Source organism: Mycobacterium sp. NPDC050041 (genome assembly GCF_049541695.1).
In the GTDB taxonomy this organism is placed as follows: domain Bacteria; phylum Actinomycetota; class Actinomycetes; order Mycobacteriales; family Mycobacteriaceae; genus Mycobacterium.
In genome coordinates, this window is sequence record NZ_JBMVDG010000011.1 from 1 (window position 1) to 22,951 (window position 22,951).

Consider the following 22,951-nt stretch of genomic DNA (forward strand, 5'->3'; position numbering starts at 1 on the left):
CCACCGAAACACACACACCGGGCTCCGACGCGGCGCCCGCACCGAGGTTTGCGGCCGCCGCTTCATCCTGCCCACTTGACAAACTGATCCCCATATCAGCGATTTCGGCGTGACAACGCGCGCTCACCGCTCGAAATCACGCCGACATCACAGGACGGCGAGCGCCACCGCCGCGGCCGACGACGCGCACATCGCCGGACCGTGCGGCACCGTCGACCCTCGCCGCCGCAGCAGCGCGACCACCGCCCACACGGCGCTCAGCAGCGGGGCCGCCACGGCGGCCAGCAGCCAGACGTCAGGGCCGAAGGCACCGGTGAGTCCGCCGACGCCGAGCGCCAGCTTCACATCACCGGCGCCCATCGCGGCCGGTGAGATCAGGTGCACCGCGGCGTAGCCGGCGAACAGCGCGGCGGCGCCCAGCGCGGCGGCCCCACCGCGACCGGCGAGGGCGGCGGCCGTGAGCACCAGCACGGCGCCGGGCAGCGTCAGCGCGTTGGGCAGCCGGCGCTCCCGGATGTCGCAGACCGACAACGCCACCAGCCAGCAAGCCGCGACCGCCAGCACCCCCGCCCCCATCCGTCGAGGCTAAGGTCAGCGCAGCGCGGCCCTCATCACCTCTTTGGGCGCGGGCATCCCGGTGAACAACTCGACCTGCGCGAACGCCTGGTGCAGCAACATCTCCAGCCCGCTGACCACCCGCCCGCCTGCGGCCGCGACCGCCGATGCCAGCGGCGTCGGCCACGGGTCGTAGATGGCGTCCAGCAGCACCGGCGTGCCCGCCAGATCCACCGCGTACGGGCGGGCGGCCTCGGCCGGGATCGTGCTCACCAGCACGTCGGCGGGCGCGGCGGCGACCCGCTCGCCGATCAGCTGGCACCACTGCGCCGCCACGCCGCACCGGATGGCCAGTCGCACCAGCGGCGCGGCCCTGTCGTCGTTGCGCGCGGCCACGGTGATGCGCCGGACCCCGAGGCCGGCCAGTGCCACCACCGCGGCCGGGGCGGTGCCGCCGGATCCGAGCACCATGGCGTGGCCCGAGGCGCTGCCGAGTGCGCCGACGATCCCGTCGACGTCGGTGTTGTCGGCCCGCCAGCCGCGGCCGCTGCGGACCAGGGTGTTGGCGGAGCCGACCAGGTCGGCGCGCTCGGTGCGCTCGTCGGCGAACCGCAGCGCCGCGAACTTGTTCGGCATGGTCACCGAGAGGCCCACCCACTCGGGGCCGAGGCCACCCACCAGAGCGGGCAGTTGATCAGCGGTGCACTCGACCCTGTCGTAGGTCCAGCTGTGCAGCCCGAGCGCCCGGTAGGCGGCCAGGTGCACCTGCGGCGACCGCGAGTGCGCGATCGGCGAGCCCAGTACCGCGGCCCGGCGCACCTGGTCGGAGCTACCGTGCCGAGTCGAGCACACCGTTGCGCTGCGCCAGTTCGATGTTGGCCAGGTGCTGGTTGTAGTCGCGGGTGAACAGGGTGGTGCCCTGCATGTCGATCGTCACGAAGTACAGCCAGTCACCGGGGGCGGGTTGCTCGGCGGCCACCAGCGCAGGCCTGCTCGGTGAACAGATCGGCGTGGCGGGCAGCCCCGGCCGCACGTAGGTGTTCCACGGGTTGCCCTGTGCCCGGTCGCCGTCGGTGGTGGCCACCTCGATCCGGTCCAGCGGGTAGTTGACCGTCGAGTCGAACTCCAGCGTGCGGTTCTCGGCCAGCCGGTTGTAGATGACGCGGGCCACCTTCGCGAAATCCTCCGGCTTGGACTCGCGCTGCACCAGCGAGGCCACCGTCAGCACCTGGTAGGGCGACAGGTTCATCGCCGTCGCCGTCTCCTGGATGCCGGCCTGCGCATACTGCGTGGCGCTCGCACCGATCAGGGTCGACAGGATCTCGGTCGGTGTGGCCGACGGGTCGATGTTCCACGCCCCGGCCATGATCAGGCCCTCGATCCGGCGGTGGTCGGCACCCATCGCGGTGACCGGCTGGGCGGCCCACTCGGGCACGGCCAGCGCGGACAGCGGCGCCGAACCGGCGATCTGGCGCAGTTCGTCGGCGGCCACGCAGCGCTCGGCGCCGTCGAGGTCGACACAGGTGGCGCGGGAGATGAGGGTGAGGATGCCCTCGGTGACGGCGTTGGTCTTGACGTCGCGCACGTCGTCGAGCTGGCGACCTTCCGGGATGACCAGCTTGCCGACCCGGCTGCCGGGGTCGGCGAGGCGTTCGACAGCGCTGGCGCCCGAGATCTCGGTGCGCATCTTGTAGAAGCCGGGCTGGATCGCCGAGATGGCCGAATTGCCCGCCGCGGCGTTGACGAACGACTGCGCGGTGGCGACCACCTTGTTCTCGGCGAGCGTCTCGCCGATGGCCGTCGTCGAATCGCCGTCCTGAACCTGGATCACGATGTCGGCGACGCCGTCACCGGCGAAGTCCTCCCCGCCGCCGCCGAAGATGCCGTGCCACAGCTTGGAGCCGAGGAACACCGCGCCGACGATCACGACGACCAGCAGCGCCAGGGTCAGACCCCTCGTGAAGCGCCGCTTGCGCCGGATGCGGTCCGCGCGCATCCGGTCGGACCGGCTCATCCGGCGCCGCGGCGGTCCCACCGCCACCGGCTCCGCCCTGCCCCGGCCGTTCCAGTTCTCAGTCATCCACGCCCTCTCCGGGCGCCGCCAGGGCCGCGCGCCGCTGATCCAGCCAGCTCTGCAGAATTCCCACGGCGGCGGCCTGGTCGATGATGGCCCGCTGCCCCTTCGCCCGTACCCCGGCCTCACGCAGCGAGCGCTGCGCCGACACGGTGGTGAGTCGTTCGTCGGCCAGCCGCACCGGCACCGGCGCCACCCGCCGCGCCAGTTCTTCGGCGAGTGCGATGGCGTCCTGAGCGGCAGGACCCGTCCGGTCGGCGAGCGTACGCGGTAGGCCCACCACCACCTCGACCGCCGCCACCTCGCCGACCAGTTCGGTCAGCCGTCGCAGGTGGCGGTCCTTGCGCCGCCGGTCACGGGTCACCGTCTCGACGGGGGTGGCCAGGATCGCGTCGGGGTCACTGACGGCCACGCCGATCCGGACGCTCCCGACGTCGATGCCGATGCGTCGCCCGCGGCCCGGATCGGGGTCCCGGCCTGCTGCGCCGGGCCGATCCGGGAGCCGGTGATCGGTCTCGGCCACCAGGTCAGCTCCGGCCTATCTCGGCGCGCAACGCGGCCATCGCCGCGTCGATCCCCGCCGCCCCCTTACCGGAACCCTGCGCCAGATCGGCCTTGCCGCCCCCACGGCCGTTGACCGCCGCACCGAATGTCTTGACCAGGTCGTCGGCACGCAGGCCGAGATCCTGTGCGGCCGGGTTGACGGCCACCACGAACGGCACGGTGTCGTTGTCGCCCTCGGCGACCAGTGCGACGACGGCGGGCTCGGCGCCCAGCTTGCCGCGAATGTCGCCGACGAGGCTGCGCAGATCCGCCGCCGACATCCCGCCGGCCATCCGCTGCGCCACGACACGCACCTTACCGACAAGATCAGCGCCGGCGGCAGCGTTGGCCGCCGCGGCGCGCGCGTTGGCCAGCCGCATGCGGTCGAGTTCCTTCTCCGCGGCCCGCAGCCGCTCCACCAGCGTGGCGACCCTGGCGGGCACCTCCTCGGAGGGCACCTTCAGCGACGAGGCGAGGCCGGCCATCAGCGCCCGCTCCTTGGCGAGGTGACGGAACGAGTCGAGGCCGACGTACGCCTCGACGCGGCGCACCCCGGACCCGACGGACGATTCGCCGAGGATGGTGACCGGACCGATCTGCGCCGAATTCCGCACGTGGGTGCCGCCGCACAGCTCGATGGAGAACGGTCCGCCGATCTCGACGACGCGGACCTCCTCGGGGTAGTTCTCCCCGAACAGCGCCATCGCACCCATCGCCTTGGCCCGCTCGAGTTCGGTGGTGAAGCTGTGCACCTCGAAGTCGGCTTCGACCGCCTCGTTGGTGACCTCTTCGATCTCGCTGCGTTGTTCGTCGGTGAGCGCGCCCTGCCAGTTGAAGTCGAATCGCAGGTAGCCCGGCCGGTTGAGGGAACCGGCCTGCACGGCATTGGGTCCGAGCACCTGGCGCAGCGCGGCGTGCACCATGTGCGTGCCCGAGTGGCCCTGGGTGGCGCCGTGCCGCCAGCGCGGATCGACGGCGGCGACGACGGTGTCCCCCTCGACGAACTCGCCGGATTCGACGTTCACCCGGTGCGTCCACAACGTCTTGGCGATCTTCTGCACATCGGTGACCGCCGCCTTCGACGTCGCAGACGCGCCCGTCCCCGTCACGGATCCCTCGTCGGCGATCTGCCCACCCGACTCGGCGTAGAACGGGCTGCGGTCGAGCACCAGCTCGACGCGCCCCGGCGCGGCGTCGCCTCCGCCGTCGTGGGTGACCACCGGAACCCGGCGGCCGTCGACAAAGATCCCGAGAATCGTTGCCTCGGTCGACAACTCGTCGAAGCCGGTGAACTCGGTCGGCCCCGCGTCGACCAACTCCCGGTACGCCGACAGGTCGCTGTGCGCCTGCTTGCGCGCGGCGGCGTCGGCCTTGGCGCGCCGGCGCTGCTCGGCCATCAGTCCGCGGAAACCCTCCTCGTCGACGCTCAGGCCGGCCTCGGCGGCCATCTCGAGGGTCAGCTCGAGCGGGAACCCGTAGGTGTCGTGCAGGGCGAACGCGTCGGTGCCCGAGAGCACGGTGGCACCGGACGCCCTGGTGCTGCGGGCGGCCTCGTCGAACAGCCGCGAACCCGAGGCCAGCGTCCGGTTGAACGCGGTCTCCTCGGCGACGGCGATGCGCTGGATGCGGTCGAAGTCGGCGGCCAGTTCCGGGTAGGACGGGCCCATCGCGTCGCGCACCGTGGCCATCAGGTCGGCCATCACCGGCTGTTCGACGCCCAGCAGCTTCGCCGAGCGGATGATGCGGCGCAACAACCGCCGCAACACGTAGCCGCGGCCCTCGTTGCCGGGGCTGATGCCGTCGCCGATGATGATGGCCGCGGTGCGGCTGTGGTCGGCGATGATGCGGTACCGCACGTCGTCCTCGTGGCTGCCCGCCCCGTAGCCCCGCGGTGCGATGCCCGCGACGAGTTCGATCACCGGGCGCAGCAGGTCGGTCTCGTAGACGTTGTCGACGTCCTGCAGCAGGCACGCCACCCGCTCGACGCCCATGCCGGTGTCGATGTTCTTGCGCGGCAGCGGGCCGAGGATCTCGAAGTCGTCTTTCGACGTGCCCTCGCCGCGCTCGTTCTGCATGAACACGAGGTTCCAGATCTCGATGTAGCGGTCCTCGTTGGCCTCGGGGCCGCCCTCGACGCCGTACTGCGGTCCACGGTCGTAGTAGATCTCCGACGACGGCCCGCAGGGCCCGGGGATGCCCATCGACCAGTAGTTGTCCGCCATGCCGCGGCGCTGGATGCGCTCGATCGGCAGGCCTGCGACCTCCTGCCACAGCGCGATGGCCTCGTCGTCGTCGAGATAGACCGTGGCCCACAGTCTTTCAGGATCGAGACCGTAACCACCCCGATCCTGCGGGTTGGTCAGCAGCGTCCAGGCGAACTCGATGGCGCCCTTCTTGAAGTAGTCGCCGAACGAGAAGTTCCCGGCCATCTGGAAGAAGGTGTTGTGCCGGGTGGTGATGCCGACCTCGTCGATGTCGGGTGTGCGGATGCACTTCTGGATGCTCACCGCGCGGTCCCACGGCGCGGACCGCGCGCCGAGGAAGAACGGCACGAACTGCACCATGCCGGCGTTGACGAACAACAGGTTGGGGTCGTCGAGGATCACCGAGGCGCTGGGCACCTCGGTGTGACCTGCCTTCACGAAATGATCGAGGAAGCGCTTCCTGATCTCGTGTGTCTGCACGTTCCTGCTGTCCTTGCTGGTAGTGGTGGGCGCGAACAAATCGACCGCACCACAGTACCGGTCGACGGTGCCGGCCCACTTGCCCGCCGAACCGCGCGCCGACGCAGGTCGCCGGCCGGACCCGGGTCAGGCGCCGAGGAAGCTCAGCCGCACCGAGCGCTTCGGGTTGTCCCTGTTCAGGTCGACGAGCACCACGCTCTGCCAGGTGCCGAGCAGTGGCAGGCCGCCCTGCACCGGCACCGTGACCGACGGCGCCACCAGCGCAGGCAGCACATGGTCGGCACCGTGCCCGGGTGAGCCGTGGGCGTGGCGGTACCGGTCGTCGCGCGGCAGCAGCGCTTCCAGCGCGTCGATCAGGTCGTCGTCGGAGCCGGCGCCGGTCTCGATGATCGCCACGCCCGCGGTCGCGTGCGGCACGAAGACATTGCACAGGCCGTCACCGTGGTCGCGGCAGAACGCACGCACCTCGTCGGTCAGGTCGACGATGCGCCGGCGCGTGGTGTCGACGTCGAGTACATCGGTGTCCATGCCGTCGAGCCTACGAGGCGGCCGCCGCGGCCTCCACCAGCACCGCGCGGGGCCGTTTGACGCTCGCGTTTATTTTCGGCGGGCCAAGGGTAATTCAGCTCCAGCCACACGTCCCCTTGGAGGAGAAATGACACCCACCGGCATCATCACCGCAATCCTGATCGGCGTCGTGGTCGGCGTTCTCGGCCGCCTGGCGCTACCCGGCCGCCAGCCGATCGGATTCCTGATCACCGTGCTCGTCGGCATCGTGTCGGCGTTCATCGGCACCGCCATCGCTCGCGCGCTCGGCATCCCCACCGCAACGAATGGCATCGACTGGCTGGAACTCCTGGTCCAGGTCATCGTGGCCGCGCTCGGCGTGGCCCTGGTCGCCGCGCTGATGGGCCGCAGGCGCACCGGCGTCATGGGTGGCAGCCGGGGCGGCGCGCTTGGTGGCCGTCGCCGGACCATGTTCCGCTGACCTCTTCGCACTCGGTCCCGGCTGGCTACGGTCAGCCGGGACTTTTTTGTCGAGTGTGGGCCATCACGTCGACGTATCGCCTTTCGCTCGACGACACCCCGCACGGTCGCCCTCGTGCAGTCCGAGCCGGTCGTGCAACCGCACCAGCGGTGCGGGTGACCACCAGTTCCAGCGGCCGAGGACGCGCATGAAGGCGGGCACCAGGATCATCCGCACCAGCGTCGCGTCGGCCAGCACGGCCAGCGTGAGTCCGAGCCCGAACATCCGCATGAACGCCACGTTCGCCGCGATCAGCGCGGCGAACGAGATCGACATCACCGCAGCGGCCGCGGTGATGACGCGGCCGGTGTGCGCCAGACCGAGCGCGACGCTCTCGGTGACGTCGGCCGCCGTGCGCCCGGAGGCCAGCCAGAATTCGCGGATCCGCGACATCAGGAAGACCTCGTAGTCCATCGACAACCCGAACGCGATGCAGAACAGCAGTACGGGGATGTTGGCGACCAGGGTGCCCGTCGGGGTGGTGCCGAAGGCGCCGAGGTGGCCGTCCTGGAAGATCCACACCATCGCGCCGAACGCCGCGGTCAACGAGAGAATGTTCAGCGCAACGGCTTTCATCGGCAGCACCACGCTGCCGGTCAGCAGGAACAGCAGGCAGTAGGTGGACAGCGCGATCAGTCCGAGCACGATCGGCAATTGGGAGGTGATGGCGTCGACACTGTCGCGGTTCGACGCCGCGACCCCGGCGAGCTGGACCTGCCCGCCGGGAGCGGCGACCTCCTCGAGGCGGTCGAGCTGGTGTTCCGAGCGGTCGGAGAACAGCGGCGCATCGGTGGTCACGGTGAGGAACGCGCTGCCGTCGCGCTCACCGGCGGCCGCCCTGGGCGGGCCCGCCGGCCGGCCGTCGACGAAGGCGCCCACCGTCGCCGACACCGACGTGACGTCGTCGACGCGGGACAGTTCGGCGGCGTAGCGGCCCAATTCGTCGGGGGTGACGCCGCGGGTGTCCGGCAGCACGACGGTGACGTCGGTCGCAGAGTCGTTGGCGAAATCGTTGCGCAGCTGATCACCGACCTGATGCGCGGACGCGGTCGCGGGCAGCACGCGGTCGTCGGGCAGGCCCCACCGCACACCCAGGAACGGTGCGCCGAGCACCAGCAGCAGCGTGACGCCCGCCAGTCCGATCGGGACGGCGCGTCGCATCACGCCGTGCGTCGACCGATACCAGAACTGCCGCCGCACCGGACGCGGCGCCGGGTCGTCGCGGCGCAGGATGCGGCGCACAAGCCGGCGTACGTCCCACGCATCGATGCGGTCGCCGAGCAGCACGATCGCCGCGGGTGTCACGACCAGCGCCGCCACCGCCGCGAACACCACCGTGGCGACACCGGCGTAGCCGAACGACTTCAGGAAGTACATCGGGAACAACACCATCGTCGCCATCGGCAGCGCCACCGTCGTCGCCGAGAAGACGACGGTGCGGCCCGCGGTCGTCATCATGCGCAGCACGGCCTGGTCGCGGTCGGCGCCGTCCGCCAGTTCGTCGCGGTATCTGCTGATCATCAGCAGCGTGTAGTCGATGGCCAGGGCAAGACCCATCGCCATGCAGAGGTTCAGCGCGAAGATCGACACATCGGTGACGAACGTGATCGCGTGCAGCACCGCGAGTGCGCCGACGATCGCGATCACCCCGACGGCCACCGGGAGCGCAGCGACCAGCAGGCCGCCGAACACCCACACCAGCACCAGGAAGCTGAACGGGATCGCGATCGACTCCATCAGCAGCAGATCGCGTTGGGACTGCGCGGTCACCTGTTCGTTGACCATCGCGACACCACCGGCGCGCACGCTCACCCCGTCACGCTCGAAACTCTCCCCGCCGATCGCGTCGACGAGTGCCGAGGTGTTGCGGTCGGCCTGCTTCTCGCCACCGGTCACGCCCGCGATGACGAGCCCGGACCGGCCGTCCTCGCTGAACATCTGGGCCGCGGCGGGCCCCGCCGTCGTCCAGGCGGAGGTCACCGACGCGACGTCGGGTGAGCCGCGAAGTCGGGCCACGACGTCGTTGGCGACGGACGTCGCGGCAACGCTGCGGGCGCCGTCGGGCGAGGACACCGTGATGAGCAACTGCGCATCGCCCTGGTCGAACCGTTGGGTCAGCAGCGCCGCGGCCCTTGCGGATTCGGAACCGGGGTCCTGGAACCCCCCGGCCGCGAGCTTGCCCACGACGGGGACGCCGAAGATACCCGCGGCGACGAGGGTGAGCGCCGCGATCGCGAGGATTCGCCGCGGCGCAGCGATGGCCGCACGGGCCAGGCCCGCCACGACGCCCGGACGGCGGGCGTCCGAGGTCACACCGGCCCGGCGCCGGTCAGCGAAGCGATGCGCACCGGCACATCCTGCCCGTCGGCGGCACCGATCAGTGGGCTTTCCGCGGCCGCCTGCCGATTCGTCCGCGTCGTGGGGGTCATGCGTATCCGAGGGCGACGTTCTCGGCCCGAATCCGGACGGTCAGCACCAGCGCGTTGACGACCGTGAAGACGATCGCGGTCAGCCATGCCGAGTGCACGAGCGGCAGAGCCGCCACCTCAGCGGCGACCGCGGTGTAGTTCGGATGGTGCAGCCAGCGGTACGGGCCACGACGGACCAGCGGGGCGCCCGGGATGACGATGAGCCGTGGATTCCAGTGCCTGCCGAGCGTGGCCACACACCACCACCGGACGATGGTGCTCGCCACCACGACGGCCACCATCGGCCAGCCCAGCCAGGCGATGAACGGGCGGTGCCCGCCGTACACCTCGACGAGGCAGGACACCAGCAGAAGTGCGTGGCTCGCGACGATCACCGGGTAGTGCCCGCGGCCGAACTCTTTGCCGCCGTTGTCGATCGACCATCGGGCGTGCCGGCGGGCGACGACGAGCTCGACCAGCCGCTCGGCCGCGATCACGAGGATGAACACCAGATACGCCATGGCTCACCAGCTCAGCAGCAGCAGTTCGAAGCCGAAGCCGGGGCCCATGGCGAGCATCAGACCGAGGGATCCGTCGGGCGGTCGCGCCGCGATCGTGCGGCCCAGGACGTCGAGCACCGAGGCCGACGAGATGTTGCCGTTGTCCCGCATGGACTCCCAGCTGTGCCGCAGCGCCTCCGCCGGCACCCCGACGGCGTCCTGGATCGCCTCGAGCACCTTGGGGCCGCCCGGATGACAGACCCAGGTGGAGATGTCGGAGACGGCCAATCCGTGGTCGGCGAGGAACCGGGTCACCTCGTCGCCCAGATGGTCGGCGGCCATTCTCGGCACGTCGCGTGACATCACGAGCTGGAATCCGCTGGCGCTGACATTCCAGCCCATCACGTCGGTCGTGTCGGGGAACAGCCTGCTGCGGGTGTCGAGCACGCGGGGTCCGCGGTGGCCGGGGGCGCCCGTGCGGCCGGCGCCGGTGGCCACCACCGCGGCCGCTCCGTCGCCGAACAGACACACCCCGATCAGCGCCGGGATCGACACGTCGTCGCGTTGCAGCGTCAGCGAGCACAGCTCCACCGACAGCAGGACGGCGACGTGCGTCGGGTACCCGCGCAGGTAGTCGTGCACCCGCGCCATGCCTGCCGCACCGGCGACGCAACCGAGCCCGAACAGCGGGACGCGCTTGACGTCAGGCCGGAATCCGATGCGGGAACTGATCGTTGCGTCGATGGTCGGCACGGCCACGCCAGTGCTCGACACGCACACGATCAGATCGACCTCGTCGGGCCGGATCCCGGCGGTGTGGAGTGCCGACCGGACGGCCCGTGCACCGAGTTCGGTCGCCACCTCGACGTAGGCGGTGTTGGCCTCGGTGAACCCGGTCAGCTGCGGGTATCGCTCGATCGGCAGCGCGAGATTGCGGTGTTCGACGCCGCTGGTGCGCGCGAAGCGGGCGAAGCCGGTGTCGGTGAAGTCGGTGAGCTCGCGGGCCACCTCGTCCTGTGTGTAGCGGTACGGCGTGAAGGCCATCGCCGTGCCGGCGACATACGGTGCACCGAGGAGAGCGGTGGCGTTCACTGTTTCGGAAATTGCGGTATCGGTCATGCAACGTGTAACGCCGGAATTTCGCCGTTAGTCCATTTCCCGCAGCCGTCGTGAATTATCCGACAAATGATTCACAAGACCTTTTACGGGGGTATAAGCCCAGATGAGAGCGCTGTAGCTGGAAAAACCGCATCTGACTCACAGGCGATATCCGACAACTCACAGGAATGGCGCGCATTCTGCGCACGCCATTACCGTCCGGTGGTGAATTGCTGTGAGCACCCCGGGTCGGCGTGCGCCTCAGAGCGTGGGCAGCAGCGAGTCCAGCCGTTCGTAGCCCTCGGTCATGCCGCCTTCCATGCCCGAGGACAGCAGCGCGTCGCGCGCGTCGACGGACGGGCAGATCGACCGGCCACGCAGCCGGCTGCGGTTTCCGCCGAGATCCTCGAACCACAGGAATTCGATGTTGACGCTGTCGGGGAAGCCTTCGAACTCGAAGGTCTGGATGATCAGCTCGCCGTCACGCACTTTGTGGAAGACGCCGTTGAACCGGTACTCGCCGTCACCGTCGCTGTGCAGATACCGGTAGCCACCACCGGTGCGGAAGTCCCAGTGGTCGATGGTCATCTCCACTCCGTGCGGGCCGAGCCACTGCCGGACCAGGTCAGGCTCGGCGTGTGCGCGGAACAGCGCCTGAACCGGGGCGTCGAAGTCCCGGGTGAACTCCATGGCCAGCGTGTCGACCGGGGCGTTGAGTTCGAGTGCCTTCGTCATGATGTCTTCCCCTTCTTGGTGTGAGTGTTCTTCTCGGACAATGCCGCCAGCACGTTGTCCAACCGGCGGTAGCTGCGTTCGGCGTTGAGCCGGTAGGTGTCGATCCAGGCCGTCAGCTGCTCGAGTGCGCCGGCGTCCAGATGGACGGGGCGACGCTGAGCGTCGCGGGTCCGGGTGACCAGGCCCGCCAGCTCGAGCACCTGAATGTGCTTCGAGACAGCCTGTTTGGTGATGTCGAACGGTTCGGCCAGTTCGTTGACCGTGGCAGGTCCCCGGGAGAGGCGGGCCACGATCGCCCGCCGGACCGGATCGGCCAGCGCCATGAACGCCCGGTCCAGCCGGTCGTCGTCGGCACTCACCATAATCAACCTTGCACTTGATCAATGAATTGGTTGATTACAACGGTAGGCGTGCCGCCGACCGGTGTCAAGGGTGGGTTGCGCTCCAGGTGGGCGTGCGCTCAGCGCTTCTTGCGGATGATGGCGCGCAGCCGCTCCAGCCGTCCGGCGATCTCGCGTTCGGCCCCGCGCGCGGTCGGCCGGTAGTAGTCGGTGCCGACCAGTTCGTCCGGCGGATACTGCTGTGGCACAACACCGTCCGGGTGGTCGTGGGCGTAGCGATAGCCCACGGCGTTGCCGAGTTTCTGCGCGCCCGAGTAGTGGCCGTCGCGCAGATGCGGGGGCACCATCCCCGCCTTGCCTGCGCGGATGTCGCCCATCGCCGCACCCAGCGCGGTCGTCACCGCGTTCGACTTGGGCGCGGTCGCCAGGTGGACCGTGGCGTGGGCGAGTGTCAGCTGAGCCTCGGGCATGCCGATCAACTGCACAGTCTGCGCGGCGGCGACGGCCGTCAGCAGGGCCGTCGGGTCGGCCATCCCGATGTCCTCACTGGCCAGGATCATCAACCTGCGCGCCACGAACCGCGGGTCCTCCCCCGCCACCAGCATCCGGGACAGGTAGTGCAGCGCGGCGTCGACGTCGGACCCGCGCACCGACTTGATGAAGGCGCTGACGACGTCGTAGTGCTGATCGCCGTCGCGGTCGTAACGCACCGCCGCCTTGTCCAGCGACTGCTCGATGGTCTCGACGGTGACCCGCTCACCCGCCTCGGCCGCCACCTCGAGCGCGGTGAGCGCCCGGCGGGCATCGCCTGCCGACAACTGCACCAGCAGGTCGACGGCGTCGTCGGTGACCTCGACCGCGCCGCCGAGACCCCGCGGATCCTCGACGGCGCGGCGCACCACCATGCGGATGTCGTCGGGCGTCAGCGGTTGCAGCTGCAGGATCAGCGACCGGGACAGCAGCGGTGCCACCACCGAGAACGACGGATTCTCCGTGGTCGCCGCGACGAGCAGCACCACCCGGTTCTCGACCGCCGACAGCAGCGCGTCCTGCTGGGTCTTGGAGAACCGGTGCACCTCGTCGATGAAGAGCACGGTCTGGTCGCCGTGCGCGGCGGCGCGGCGCGCGACGTCGATGACGGCGCGCACCTCCTTGACGCCCGCCGACAGCGCCGACAGCGCCTCGAAGCGCCGGCCGGTGGACTGCGAGATCAGCGACGCGAGTGTGGTCTTGCCGGTGCCCGGCGGGCCGTAGAGGATGACCGACGCGGCGCCGGAGCCCTCGACGAGGCGGCGCATCGGCGAGCCGTGCTGCAGGAGATGCTGCTGGCCGACGACCTCGTCGAGGCTCGCCGGCCGCATCCGCACGGCCAGCGGCGACGCCGGCGCGGGCCTGCCGGATGGCCGGTCGACGGGCGCACCGCCGTCGGACACGTCGAACAGGCCGTCGGACACGCTTCAGGCATACCACGCTCCCCGGACACGGGAACCCGCGCCGCTAGCCTGCGGGCTGGGTGACGAAGTCGATCAGTTCCTCGACACGGCCGATCAGCGCCGGTTCGAGGTCGGTCCAGTCCCGCACCCGCCCGCGGATGCGGCGCCACGCCCCGGCGATGTCGGCCTGCGAGGCGTGCGGCCAGCCCAGTGCCTCGCACACGCCGTGTTTCCAGTCCACTCCGCGGGGCACGTCGGGCCACGCCGCCACTCCGAGGCGGGCCGGCTTCACCGCCTGCCAGATGTCGATGTAGGGATGGCCGACGACGAGGGTGTGCGCCCCGCCCGGGCCGCGCCGCACCGCGTCGGCGATGCGGGACTCCTTGGACCCCGCGACCAGGTGGTCGACCAGCACACCGAGGCGACGGCCGGGGCCGGGTGCGAAGTCGGCCACGATCGCGGCCAGATCGTCGACGCCGCCGAGGTGCTCGACGACCACGCCCTCGACGCGCAGGTCATGCCCCCACACCTGTTCGACGAGTTCGGCGTCGTGGCGGCCCTCCACGTAGATGCGGCTGGCCAGCGCGGTGCGCGCGCGGGCCTTCGGGACGGCCACCGAACCCGATGCGGTGCGGGCGGGCAGGGCCGCCGGGCCGCGTGGGGCGGTGAGGATGACCGGCTTGCCCTCCAGCAGGAAGCCTGGCCCGAACGGAAAGGACCGGACGCGGCCGTTGCGGTCCTCGAGATCCACCCGCCCCCTCTCGATCCGCACGACGGCGCCCACGAAGCCGCTCTGCGCGTCCTCGACCACCATGTCCCGCTCGACGGGACGTTCGGTGGATCGGACGCGTTCGGGGGTGTGCGGGTCACGGGCGAGGACGTCGGGGCCGTAGCGATCGTTCACCCGGCTGATCCTAGGAACGCAACGCCCCGATCTCCGGTTGCGACATACGATCACCGGCGTGCTGATCAACCAGGCCACCGCGCGCGGCATCGCCGACGGCACGGTCACGCTGGTGCTCCGGCGCTGGGATGCGCCGCGGGCGAAGGTGGGCGGCACCCAGCGCACACCGGCGGGCACCATCCGCATCGACGACGTCGTCGAACGCCCGGCCCGGTACCGGGTCACCGCGGCGCAGGCGCGGGCCGCCGGCTTCCCCGATGCGAGGAGCGCCCAGGCCGAGCTGGACCGCAGGCCGGCCGAGCACACCTACCTGATCTCGGTGTCCTACCTCGCGCCCGACGAACGGCCCGACCTGGCCGCCGACGACCGGCTGACCCCCGACGACGCGGCGGCGATCAGCGCGCGGCTGGCGCGCTGGGATGCGTCGGGCACACCGTGGACGCGACAGTATCTGGAGATGATCGGCGCCAACGAGGCTGTGCGCGCACCGGATCTCGCCGAGCGGGTCGGTCTGGACGTGCCGCGCTTCAAGCGGCGGGTGCGCCGGCTCAAGGGCCTCGGGCTGACGATCAGCCTCGACGTCGGTTATCGCCTGTCGCCGCGCGGGCGCGCCTTTCTCCGGCTCACCACCTGAAGGGCCCGCCGACCCGCCTCAGCCCTGGGTCTGCTGCTGGGTGGCGCTGACCGACTCGAGTTTGACGGGGTCACTGGTGATCTCGTCGATGACGGCGTGCACGAACCGCATCTTCTCCAGCACCGGCGGCGGCAGCACGAACGGGTACAGGTCCTCGCGGCCCATCGAGCGGTTCACCATGTTGAGCGACCAGGCCAACGGCAGCCACAGGTCGATGATCGTGTCGAACCCGCTGGGCCCCAACACCTTGCGTTCGAATGTCGCGCCTGCGGGCGCGAACCCGAATGCCGCCGCGGTGTCGAGGGTGTCGCGGATGTGCAGATAGTGCGCGAAGGTCTCTGCCCAGTCCTCGGCGGGGTGCATGGTGGCGTAGGAGGAGACGTAGTCCGCCTCCCAGCCCTTCGGCGCACCGTCGTTGTAGTGGCGGTCCAGTGCGGCCTGGTAGTCCAGGTCGGGGTCGCCGAACAAATCGTTGAACCGCGCCAGGTAGTCGGGCGACGGGCTGACCAGGCGGTAGAAGTAGTAGTGCCCGATCTCGTGGCGGAAGTGGCCGAGCAGTGTCCGGTACGGCTCGTCCATCGCGACCCGCAGCTGTTCGCGGTGCACGTCGTCGCCCTCGGCGAGGTCGAGGGTGATGACGCCGTCGGCGTGGCCGGTGAAGACCTTCTCGTACTCGCTCGACAGCAGGTCGAACGCCAGGCCGTAATCGGGATCGGCGTCGCGGCCGATGATCGGCAGCTTCAGCTCGTGCAGTTCGACGATCATCCGGCGCTTGGCCTTCTCGGCGGCAGCGAAGGCGGGGAGCGCCTTGGTGTCGGCATCGTTGGGCCGGGTGCGGGTCAACGCGCACGACGTGCAGAGCCGGCGCACCGGTGCCTTCTCCACCAGCCAGTTGCACTTGGCCAGATTGAGATTCGCGCACAACTGGTAGCGGCTCTCGTCCACCGCACCGGCGTGCTCGCTCTCCTCCTCCGGCGCGATCACCAGCAGTGCCATGTCCTCCAGCGAGAAGCCAAGCGCACTGCCACAGTTCAGGCACAGCGAGTTCTCGAACGCCAGGCGCTGACCGCAGTTGGGGCAGTTGAAGTCACGCATTCCCGGCACCTCCGGCCACCGGCGCGACGTCGACCGCCACCTCGATGACGCTGCTCTCGCTGTCGGTGTAGATGATGCCGCGCAGGGGCGGGACATCGGCGTAGTCGCGCCCGAAACCCACCACCACGTACCGTTCGTCGACCATCTGGTCGTTGGTCGGGTCCAGGCTCAGCCACTGGTCCTGCGGAGTCCACACCGATGCCCAGGCATGGGTCGCGTCAACGCCTATCATGCGTTCCTTTCCCGGAGGGGGGTCGGTCGCCAGGTATCCCGAGACGTAGCTGGCTGCCAGACCTTGTGTGCGCAGACAGGCAATCGCCAGGCGCGCGAAGTCCTGGCATACCCCTTCTCGCGCAACCAAAACTTCGTCGACCCTGGTCGAGACGGTCGTCGAACCCGAACGGTAGGTGAAGTCGGCATGGATCCGCGACGACAGTTCGTGCAGCACCTCGATCAGTGGCCGGCCGGGCGCGAAGCTGGGTGCGGCGTACTCGCGTACCGCCGCGGTGATCTCCGGTGGCCGCAGGTCGAGGGCGAACTCGGTGGCGAGCGCCGCGTCGTGGCCCACCGGACGGGAGAGTTCCCACGGCGCCCGTGCCGAGCCGCCGGTGTACAGCTCCGCGGGCGGTGGGTCGACCTCCACCAGCGAGGTGCTGGTCACGCTCAGTGTGTCGTGGTGCTCGGTGACGTGGAAGTACGAACTCAGGTTCCCGTACCCGTCGCGGCTGGTCGATCTGTCGGCGGGGCTCGGGTCGACGACGAGTTCGTGGGTCAGGCACCGCTGGCCCGCCAGATCGCGCGGGGTGAGGAATCCCCTGCCGTAGGAACTGGTCACCACGTCCGAATACCGGTACACCGTGCGGTGTTCGATGCGGTAGGCGCGGGTCGACGGTCCGGCGCTCACGGCAGCACCCGGCGCTCGCTGGGCCCCCACAGCGGCTGCATGTCACCGGGCAGCGACAGATGCGTCGCGGTGATCACCGCGGACAACTCGCGCAACCCCGAGTGCAGATCGGTCAGCAGCGCGACGAGTGCGGGGCGCATGCCGTCGGCGTCGACGTCCTCCAGGTCGGCTGGATCGAGCCGGCGCAACCGGATCGTCAGCTCCTCGGCCAGCCGCTCCGGCCGCGACGACCCGGACGACCCGGGCAGCACCCGCAGCCCGGACCGGAGCCGGTCGAACTGGTAGACCAGCGAGCGCGGATTCTCCGAGTCGAAGAGCAACAGGTCCGCCACGGCCGACACGCTCACCGCGCCGAGTGTGCGGCGCCGGTAGCTGATCGACGACTCGCACGCCACCAAGGCCGATTCGGTGATGGTCTGTTCGGCCGCCGCGTGACGCGCGGTGGTGAGCGTGGCACGCAGCAGCGCGGTCAGGCCGAGGCCGCGCTCGATGCGTTTGCCGACGTCCATCATCGTCCATCCGACGTCCTGGACCATCGACTCGGCGGCCACTCCTGCCAGCGCCAGCATTCCCGAGAGTGTCTGACGGTGTGCGGCAACCAGATACGCCTCGCCCTCGGTCTGCGACTCCGGTGGCGGTCCCGGCGGTCGCAGCACCGCGCGTTCGACGGTGGCCAGCACCATCCAGGTGTCGTTGCTCAGCTGGTCGCGCACCGAGCGCGCGGCCAGGCCGAGCCGTTCCACCGACTGGGCGAGCGAGCCCGGGCGGTGCCGGTCGGCCGTGACCGACCACAGCGTGGTCGGCGCGATGGCGATCATCTCGTGGTCGTCGCCGTCGGCGCCGGTGTCGGTCCCGGTGATGCGTCCGATCGCGGTGAGCAGCACCGGCACACACTCGCCGCCTGCGAGGTCGGGCCGGTACCGGAACTCGTGATAGCGCTCACGGGTCACCGCCAGCAGTCGCGCCGTGTGCTCGGCGCGTTCGGCGTAGCGGCCCAGCCAGAACAGGTCCGACAGCATGCGCGGCGAGCTCACCGCGCGGGACGGGCTCGGCGTCATCGCCGGCAGTCCGGCCGGCAGCCGCTCGGCTCGCACCCGGGTCGACGTCCGCACCCAGACGTCCTTGGCCGCAACGGTGTTCATCTCGTAGGCGGCCGCCCCAGGCGCAAGCAGGTACCCGAGCCCGCCGACCATCGGGGCGTACCCGCTGCGCTGGGCGACGGTGAACAGCCGCATCCCCACGGCGGCCGCCGACAGCCCGCCGCGGAGGTGGTTGGTGGGCGCCGAGGAGAACTGGGGCAGCTCCTGGCCCACCCACTGCCACGGCGCGGCCTCGATCCGCGCCGCCAGCTCTTCGCGGCCGCGTATCGACAGTCGCGGCCCGACGACGACCTCGTCGCCGGTCACCGACTTGATCAGCAGCGACGACAGCTTGGTCAGCAGGTGGGAGCGCTCGAGGTCGATGCCGCCCCAGTACAGCGGTGCGGTCTCCAGCAGCGGCGTCTCGTCGAGGAGCAGCCGGGCCAGCTCGGGCAGGAACCGTGACAGCCCAGGACTTTCCAGGATGCCGCTGCCCAGGGTGTTGACGACGGTGACGGCGCCGCGCCGCAGCACCTCGACCAGTCCGACCACGCCGAGGCGGGAGTCGGCGCGCAGGTCGAGCGGGTCGGCGTATTCGGCGTCGACGCGGCGCAGCACGACGTCGACCCGCTTGAGCGTGCCCAGCGAGCGCATCCACAGCTTGCCGTCACGGACCACCAGGTCGGCACTCTCCACCAGCGGGAAGCCCAGCACGCTGGCGAGGTAGGCCTGGTCGAACGCCGTCTCGGAGTGGCTGCCGGGGCTGAGAACGACCACGACGGGTTCCTCGGCGGACTCGGGCGCGGCGTCGATCAGCGCCAGGCGCAGTGCCTGAGCCCACGGCGACGCGGGCCGTGGCGCGATGCGCTCGTAGAGGTCGGGAATGGCGTGGGCGACGACGCGCCGGTCCGCCAGCGCATACCCGGCACCGGACGGCGCCTGGGTCCAGTCGGCGTTCACCACGAAGCGTCCGGCCGCGTTGCGGCTGACATCGCACCCGTGCAGGAACAGCTGGTGCCGGCCGGGCACCACGATTCCGTGCGCCGCACGGACGTATCCCGGATGGGCGAACACCAGCGGGCCGGGCAGCACGCCGCTGGTGATCGCGCGCCGGTCGCCGTAGAGGTCGGTCAGCACCGCGTCGAGCAGCCGGGAGCGTTGCACCAGACCGGCTTCGAGTTCGTCCCACTCGGCGGCCGCCACGATCAGCGGCAGCGCGTCGAGGTGCCACGGCCCGGGGGCCGACGCGCCGTCCGGCTGGTCCTGCTGGTCGTGCTGGACGTAGCTGATGCCGTCGTAGTCGACGAGTCCGCGGACGGTCGTCCGCAGCCCGTCCAGGCCGTCGCGGCCCCGCTCGCCGATGCCCTCGGCGAGTTCCCGCCAGGCCGGTCGGATGTCGCCGGTGTCGTCGACGAATTCGTCGTAGCGCGCTCCGGCGCCGCCTGCCACGTCGAACAGCGCCTGCTGCGCCCTGGCAGCGCGGTACCCCGCCAGCACGTCGTCGACGTCGTCGGCGGTGGGCACCGGGTCCGACGAACCGTTCGCGTGCAGCACCATCAACGCAGAACGGTACGCACCCGGCGCAGGTCGAGGATGCCCGGTGCGCCCACGTCGGTGGACTGGCGGGCCTGCTTCTCCCTGATGTCGGACATGTCGATGCGACCGGCGGTGAAGCCGGTCGCCTCGAACCGGCGGCCCCGGCGGGATTCCGCCTCGACGGCATTGACCGGCGGGGTGTCGTAGGAACGTCCGCCGGGGTGGGAGACGTGGTAGGTGCAGCCGCCGCGGGAGGTGCCGCTGGCGGTGTCGAGGAGCTCGAACCGCAGCGGACCGTCGACGGTGATCGTGGGGTGCAGCGCGCTGGGCGGCTGCCATGCCCGGTACCGCACTCCCCCGACCTGGATGTCGGGGTTGTCGGTGGCCAGCAGCGGGACGGGCTGCCCGTTGACAGTGACGATGTAGCGGTGCCGGTCGGCGCCGATCAGCCGCACCTGGATGCGCTCGACCGACGAGTCCACGTAGCGCGCGGTGCCGGTGGCGGTGGCCTCCTCGCCGAGGACGTTCCACGGTTCGATGGCTCCGCGCAGTTCGAGCTCGACACCGTCGAACACCGCGGTACCGATCCGCGGGAAGCGGAATTCGGTGAACGGATCGAGCCAGCTGGTGTCGAAGTCGACGCCGTGCGCGCGCAGATCGGCCGCGACGTCGGCGATGTCGTGGATCAGGAAGTGCGGCAGCAGGTAGCGGCCGTGCAGATTCGCGCCGTGGCGGATCAGCGGGGCACGCAGCGGCTCGTCCCAGAACCAGCACACCAGCGAGCGCACCAGCAGGGACTGCACCATCGCCATCTGGTGATGGGGCGGCATCTCGAATCCGCGCAGTTCGAGCAGGCCGAGCCGGCCGCGGGCGCCGTCGGGGCTGTAGAGCTTGTCGATGCAGAATTCGGCGCGGTGGGTGTTGCCGGTGATGTCGGTCAGCAGATGACGCAGTGCGCGGTCGGTGATCCACGGTTTGGCCACCCCGGGCGTTCCGCCGGAAGACGGTGCCAGACGGGCGATCTCGGCGAACGCGATCTCGAGTTCGTAGAGCGCTTCGGCGCGGCCCTCGTCGACCCGCGGGGCCTGTGAGGTGGTGCCGACGAACCTGCCGGCGAACAAGTACGACAGCGCCGGGTGGCGTTGCCAGTAGGTCAGCATCGACACCAGCAGGTCGGGGCGGCGCAGCAGCGGCGAGTCGGCCGGTGTACGGCCGCCGAGCGTGATGTGGTTGCCGCCACCGGTGCCGCCGTGGGTGCCGTCGACGGCGAACGACTCGGTGGACAGCCGGGCGAGCCGGGCCTGTTCGTAGAGCGTGTGCAGTTGCTCGCGCTGTTCGGCGAACGTCGCGGTGGGGGCCACGTTGACCTCGATCACCCCGGGGTCGGGGGTGACGGACATCGAGGTGATGCGGGGGTCCTGCGGCGGGCCGTAGCCCTCGATCACCACCGGCGTCTGGATCGCGGAGGCGGCCGCCTCGATCCGGGCGATCAGATCGACGAAGTGGTCGAGTTCGGAGGTGGGCGGCAGATAGATGTACAGCAGGCCGGACCGGATCTCGGCGACCAGCGCGGTGGTCGGGGCGGCATCGGCATCCTCGACGACGGCAGTCGCCTTGCTGTCGGAGCCGGTCCGCAGCTTGCCCCGTGGCTTCAGCGGATCGGCGTCGTGCGCCGCGGGCGGCGGCTGCCAACTGATCGCGTCGAGCGGCAGCCGCAGCCCGGCGGGCGAATTACCGTCGAGCAGCACGATCCGGCCGCGGCGCAGCCGCCAGTCGGCGCTGGCCCAGCCGGATTCGTCGTCGAGCCGGTGCAGCGGCAGCACATGGGCCGCGGGGGCGGCCACCGACTCGTCGAGCCGGGCCAGCAGGGCCGTCCTGGCGCCGGGCGAGTCCGCGGCGAGGTCGTCGTCGGCCGCCACGGGGTCGCCGTCGGGCTGCCGGACCGCACGGGCGAGGCGGCTCAGCGGGTCCTCGTAGGCCGCGCGGACCTGGGTGGCGGGCAGGCCGAGGCCGGCCGCGACGGCGCCGAGCAGCCGCTCACCGGCATCGGAGGCGACCTCGACATGGTCGGGCTCTTCGGGCCACGGGTCGGCCAGCAGCGCGTCGTCGTGCCACAGCGGTTCGCCGTCGGTGCGCCAGTGCAGCCCGATCTGCCAGCGCGGCAACGGTTCTGAGGGATACCACTTGCCCTGGCTGCGCTGTACCAGCCCCTGCGGCGCCCACACCTTCTTCAGCCGCGCCGCGAGCACCGAGGCCCGCAGGCGCTTGTCCGGTCCGTCCGCGGCGATGGTCCACTCCGGATCGACCTGGTTGTCGATCGAGACGAACGTGGGCTCGCCGCCGACGGTGAGGCGGACATCCCGCTCGGCGAGCCGCTCGTCGACCCGGGCGCCCAGCGCACTGATCGCGGCCCACGCCCCGTCGTCGTAGGGCTTCGTGACCCGCGGGTCCTCGTGCACGCGGGTGACGATGTTGGAGAAGTCGAGCGTGGTCTCACACGGCTCGGTGGCGCCGGTGATCGGCGCCGCGGACGCCGGGTGCGGCGTCGCCGACAGCGGGATGTGGCCTTCGCCGGCGAACAGACCGGAGGTGGGATCCAGTCCGATCCACCCCGCCCCGGGGATGTACACCTCGGTCCAGGCGTGCAGATCGGTGAAATCGGCCGCGGGCCCCGACGGTCCGTCGAGCGCCTTGACGTCGGACGTCAGCTGCACCAGGTAGCCGGACACGAAGCGGGCGGCGAGGCCCAGCTGCCGCAGCACCGACACCAGCAGCCACGCCGAGTCGCGGCACGAGCCGATCCCGTTGCGCAGCGTGTGATCCGGGGTGTGCACACCCGGTTCCAGGCGCACGCTGTAGCCGACGTCGGCATTCACCGCCCGGTTGATGGCCACGAGGAAGTTGATGATCGCCGTACCCGGCGCGACCGAGAAGTTCTGCGCCCAGTCGCGGGCCACCTCGCCGGGCCCCGTCCCCTCACCGTTCTCGTCGACCGGGCGCAGATACGGCTCGAGATCGTCGGCCAGTGTCCGGGGATAGCTGAAACCCTCTGCACCAGGCCATTTTTCGGCGTAGCTCTCGACGAAGAAGTCGAACGGGTTGATCACCTTGAGGTCGGCGATGAGTCCCACGGTGATGCTCAGCTCCCGGCTGCGGGTCGGGAAGACAAGGCGCGCAACGTAGTTGCCGAACGCATCCTGCTGCCAGTTCACGAAGTGGTCGTCGGGCTGCACCGTCAGCGAGTACGCCTCGATCGGCGTACGGGAGTGCGGCGCCGGGCGCAACCGCACCACGTGGGGGAACACCTCCACCAGTCGGTCGAACGTGTAGCTGGTGCGATGCTCCAGCGCCACCTTGATGCCCATCCGATGATCCCATCACACGCGGTCGCCCGGCGCATG

19 protein-coding genes are annotated in these 22,951 nt (G+C 70.5%); 2 read left to right on the top strand and 17 right to left on the bottom strand.

All coding sequences use genetic code 11. From position 1 onward, the window contains the following. Positions 1–147: 147 nt before the first annotated feature. From ACPCHZ_RS25375 to ACPCHZ_RS25400, 6 genes are all read right to left on the bottom strand, one after another. Positions 148–576 (bottom strand): prepilin peptidase, encoded by a 429-nt coding sequence (locus ACPCHZ_RS25375; RefSeq protein WP_423487290.1) that lies wholly within the window; start codon positions 574–576, stop codon positions 148–150. A 15-nt stretch (positions 577–591) separates the two neighbouring features. After that, complete coding sequence (locus ACPCHZ_RS25380) at positions 592–1,374, bottom strand: shikimate dehydrogenase (RefSeq protein WP_423487291.1); 783 nt, start codon at positions 1,372–1,374, stop codon at positions 592–594. 10 nt (positions 1,375–1,384) lie between these two features. Continuing rightward, positions 1,385–2,635: an endolytic transglycosylase MltG gene (locus ACPCHZ_RS25385; protein WP_423487292.1), complete on the bottom strand. Its 1,251-nt coding sequence runs from the start codon at positions 2,633–2,635 to the stop codon at positions 1,385–1,387. After that, on the bottom strand, positions 2,628–3,152 hold the full coding sequence (gene ruvX / locus ACPCHZ_RS25390; RefSeq protein WP_423487293.1) for a Holliday junction resolvase RuvX: 525 nt from the start codon (positions 3,150–3,152) through the stop codon (positions 2,628–2,630). Before ruvX ends, ACPCHZ_RS25385 begins: the two co-directional genes overlap by 8 nt. Before the next feature lie 4 nt (positions 3,153–3,156). Further along, positions 3,157–5,856: an alanine--tRNA ligase gene (gene alaS / locus ACPCHZ_RS25395; RefSeq protein ID WP_423487294.1), complete on the bottom strand. Its 2,700-nt coding sequence runs from the start codon at positions 5,854–5,856 to the stop codon at positions 3,157–3,159. Positions 5,857–5,982: 126 nt separating this feature from the next. Continuing rightward, positions 5,983–6,384: a secondary thiamine-phosphate synthase enzyme YjbQ gene (locus tag ACPCHZ_RS25400; protein WP_423487295.1), complete on the bottom strand. Its 402-nt coding sequence runs from the start codon at positions 6,382–6,384 to the stop codon at positions 5,983–5,985. A gap of 127 nt (positions 6,385–6,511) precedes the next feature. Between ACPCHZ_RS25400 and ACPCHZ_RS25405 the strand changes: the two genes are divergently transcribed. Further along, positions 6,512–6,844, top strand: a complete 333-nt coding sequence (locus ACPCHZ_RS25405; protein WP_423487296.1) for a GlsB/YeaQ/YmgE family stress response membrane protein — start codon at positions 6,512–6,514, stop codon at positions 6,842–6,844. A 63-nt stretch (positions 6,845–6,907) separates the two neighbouring features. Here the strand turns inward: ACPCHZ_RS25405 and ACPCHZ_RS25410 are convergent, their stop codons facing one another. From ACPCHZ_RS25410 to ACPCHZ_RS25440, 7 genes are all read right to left on the bottom strand, one after another. Continuing rightward, entirely contained in the window at positions 6,908–9,196 is a 2,289-nt protein-coding gene (locus ACPCHZ_RS25410; protein WP_423487297.1) for an MMPL family transporter, read from the bottom strand. A gap of 112 nt (positions 9,197–9,308) precedes the next feature. Further along, the gene (locus ACPCHZ_RS25415) at positions 9,309–9,812 is read right to left on the bottom strand and encodes an isoprenylcysteine carboxyl methyltransferase family protein (RefSeq protein ID WP_423487298.1); all 504 of its coding nucleotides are present in this window, start codon (positions 9,810–9,812) and stop codon (positions 9,309–9,311) included. A gap of 3 nt (positions 9,813–9,815) precedes the next feature. Next, a complete protein-coding gene (locus tag ACPCHZ_RS25420) occupies positions 9,816–10,910 on the bottom strand; it encodes a type III polyketide synthase (protein ID WP_423487299.1) in 1,095 nt (364 codons plus the stop codon). A gap of 240 nt (positions 10,911–11,150) precedes the next feature. Next, positions 11,151–11,624 carry an SRPBCC family protein gene (locus ACPCHZ_RS25425; protein WP_423487300.1) on the bottom strand — a complete coding sequence of 158 codons (474 nt, stop codon included), beginning with the start codon at positions 11,622–11,624 and terminating at the stop codon, positions 11,151–11,153. Then, positions 11,621–11,986 carry an ArsR/SmtB family transcription factor gene (locus ACPCHZ_RS25430; RefSeq protein WP_423487301.1) on the bottom strand — a complete coding sequence of 122 codons (366 nt, stop codon included), beginning with the start codon at positions 11,984–11,986 and terminating at the stop codon, positions 11,621–11,623. The genes ACPCHZ_RS25425 and ACPCHZ_RS25430 overlap by 4 nt, the downstream gene beginning before the upstream one ends. Positions 11,987–12,084: 98 nt before the next feature. Continuing rightward, entirely contained in the window at positions 12,085–13,419 is a 1,335-nt protein-coding gene (locus tag ACPCHZ_RS25435; RefSeq protein WP_423487302.1) for a replication-associated recombination protein A, read from the bottom strand. 43 nt (positions 13,420–13,462) lie between these two features. Then, the gene (locus ACPCHZ_RS25440; protein WP_423487303.1) at positions 13,463–14,302 is read right to left on the bottom strand and encodes a DUF3097 domain-containing protein; all 840 of its coding nucleotides are present in this window, start codon (positions 14,300–14,302) and stop codon (positions 13,463–13,465) included. 58 nt (positions 14,303–14,360) lie between these two features. Between ACPCHZ_RS25440 and ACPCHZ_RS25445 the strand changes: the two genes are divergently transcribed. Next, positions 14,361–14,936, top strand: a complete 576-nt coding sequence (locus ACPCHZ_RS25445; RefSeq protein WP_423487304.1) for a hypothetical protein — start codon at positions 14,361–14,363, stop codon at positions 14,934–14,936. Between the two features lie 18 nt (positions 14,937–14,954). Here ACPCHZ_RS25445 and ACPCHZ_RS25450 read toward each other — a convergent pair whose 3' ends face one another. Genes ACPCHZ_RS25450 through ACPCHZ_RS25465 form a run of 4 tightly spaced genes read right to left on the bottom strand, consistent with a single transcriptional unit; the run spans position 14,955 to position 22,915 of the window. After that, on the bottom strand, positions 14,955–16,031 hold the full coding sequence (locus ACPCHZ_RS25450) for a zinc-binding metallopeptidase family protein (RefSeq protein WP_423487305.1): 1,077 nt from the start codon (positions 16,029–16,031) through the stop codon (positions 14,955–14,957). Then, a complete protein-coding gene (locus ACPCHZ_RS25455) occupies positions 16,024–16,935 on the bottom strand; it encodes a transglutaminase family protein (RefSeq protein WP_423487306.1) in 912 nt (303 codons plus the stop codon). Before ACPCHZ_RS25455 ends, ACPCHZ_RS25450 begins: the two co-directional genes overlap by 8 nt. Continuing rightward, on the bottom strand, positions 16,932–19,571 hold the full coding sequence (locus ACPCHZ_RS25460) for a circularly permuted type 2 ATP-grasp protein (RefSeq protein WP_423487307.1): 2,640 nt from the start codon (positions 19,569–19,571) through the stop codon (positions 16,932–16,934). Before ACPCHZ_RS25460 ends, ACPCHZ_RS25455 begins: the two co-directional genes overlap by 4 nt. Beyond that, complete coding sequence (locus tag ACPCHZ_RS25465; RefSeq protein WP_423487308.1) at positions 19,571–22,915, bottom strand: DUF2126 domain-containing protein; 3,345 nt, start codon at positions 22,913–22,915, stop codon at positions 19,571–19,573. The genes ACPCHZ_RS25460 and ACPCHZ_RS25465 overlap by 1 nt, the downstream gene beginning before the upstream one ends. Between the last annotated feature and the right edge of the window lie 36 nt (positions 22,916–22,951).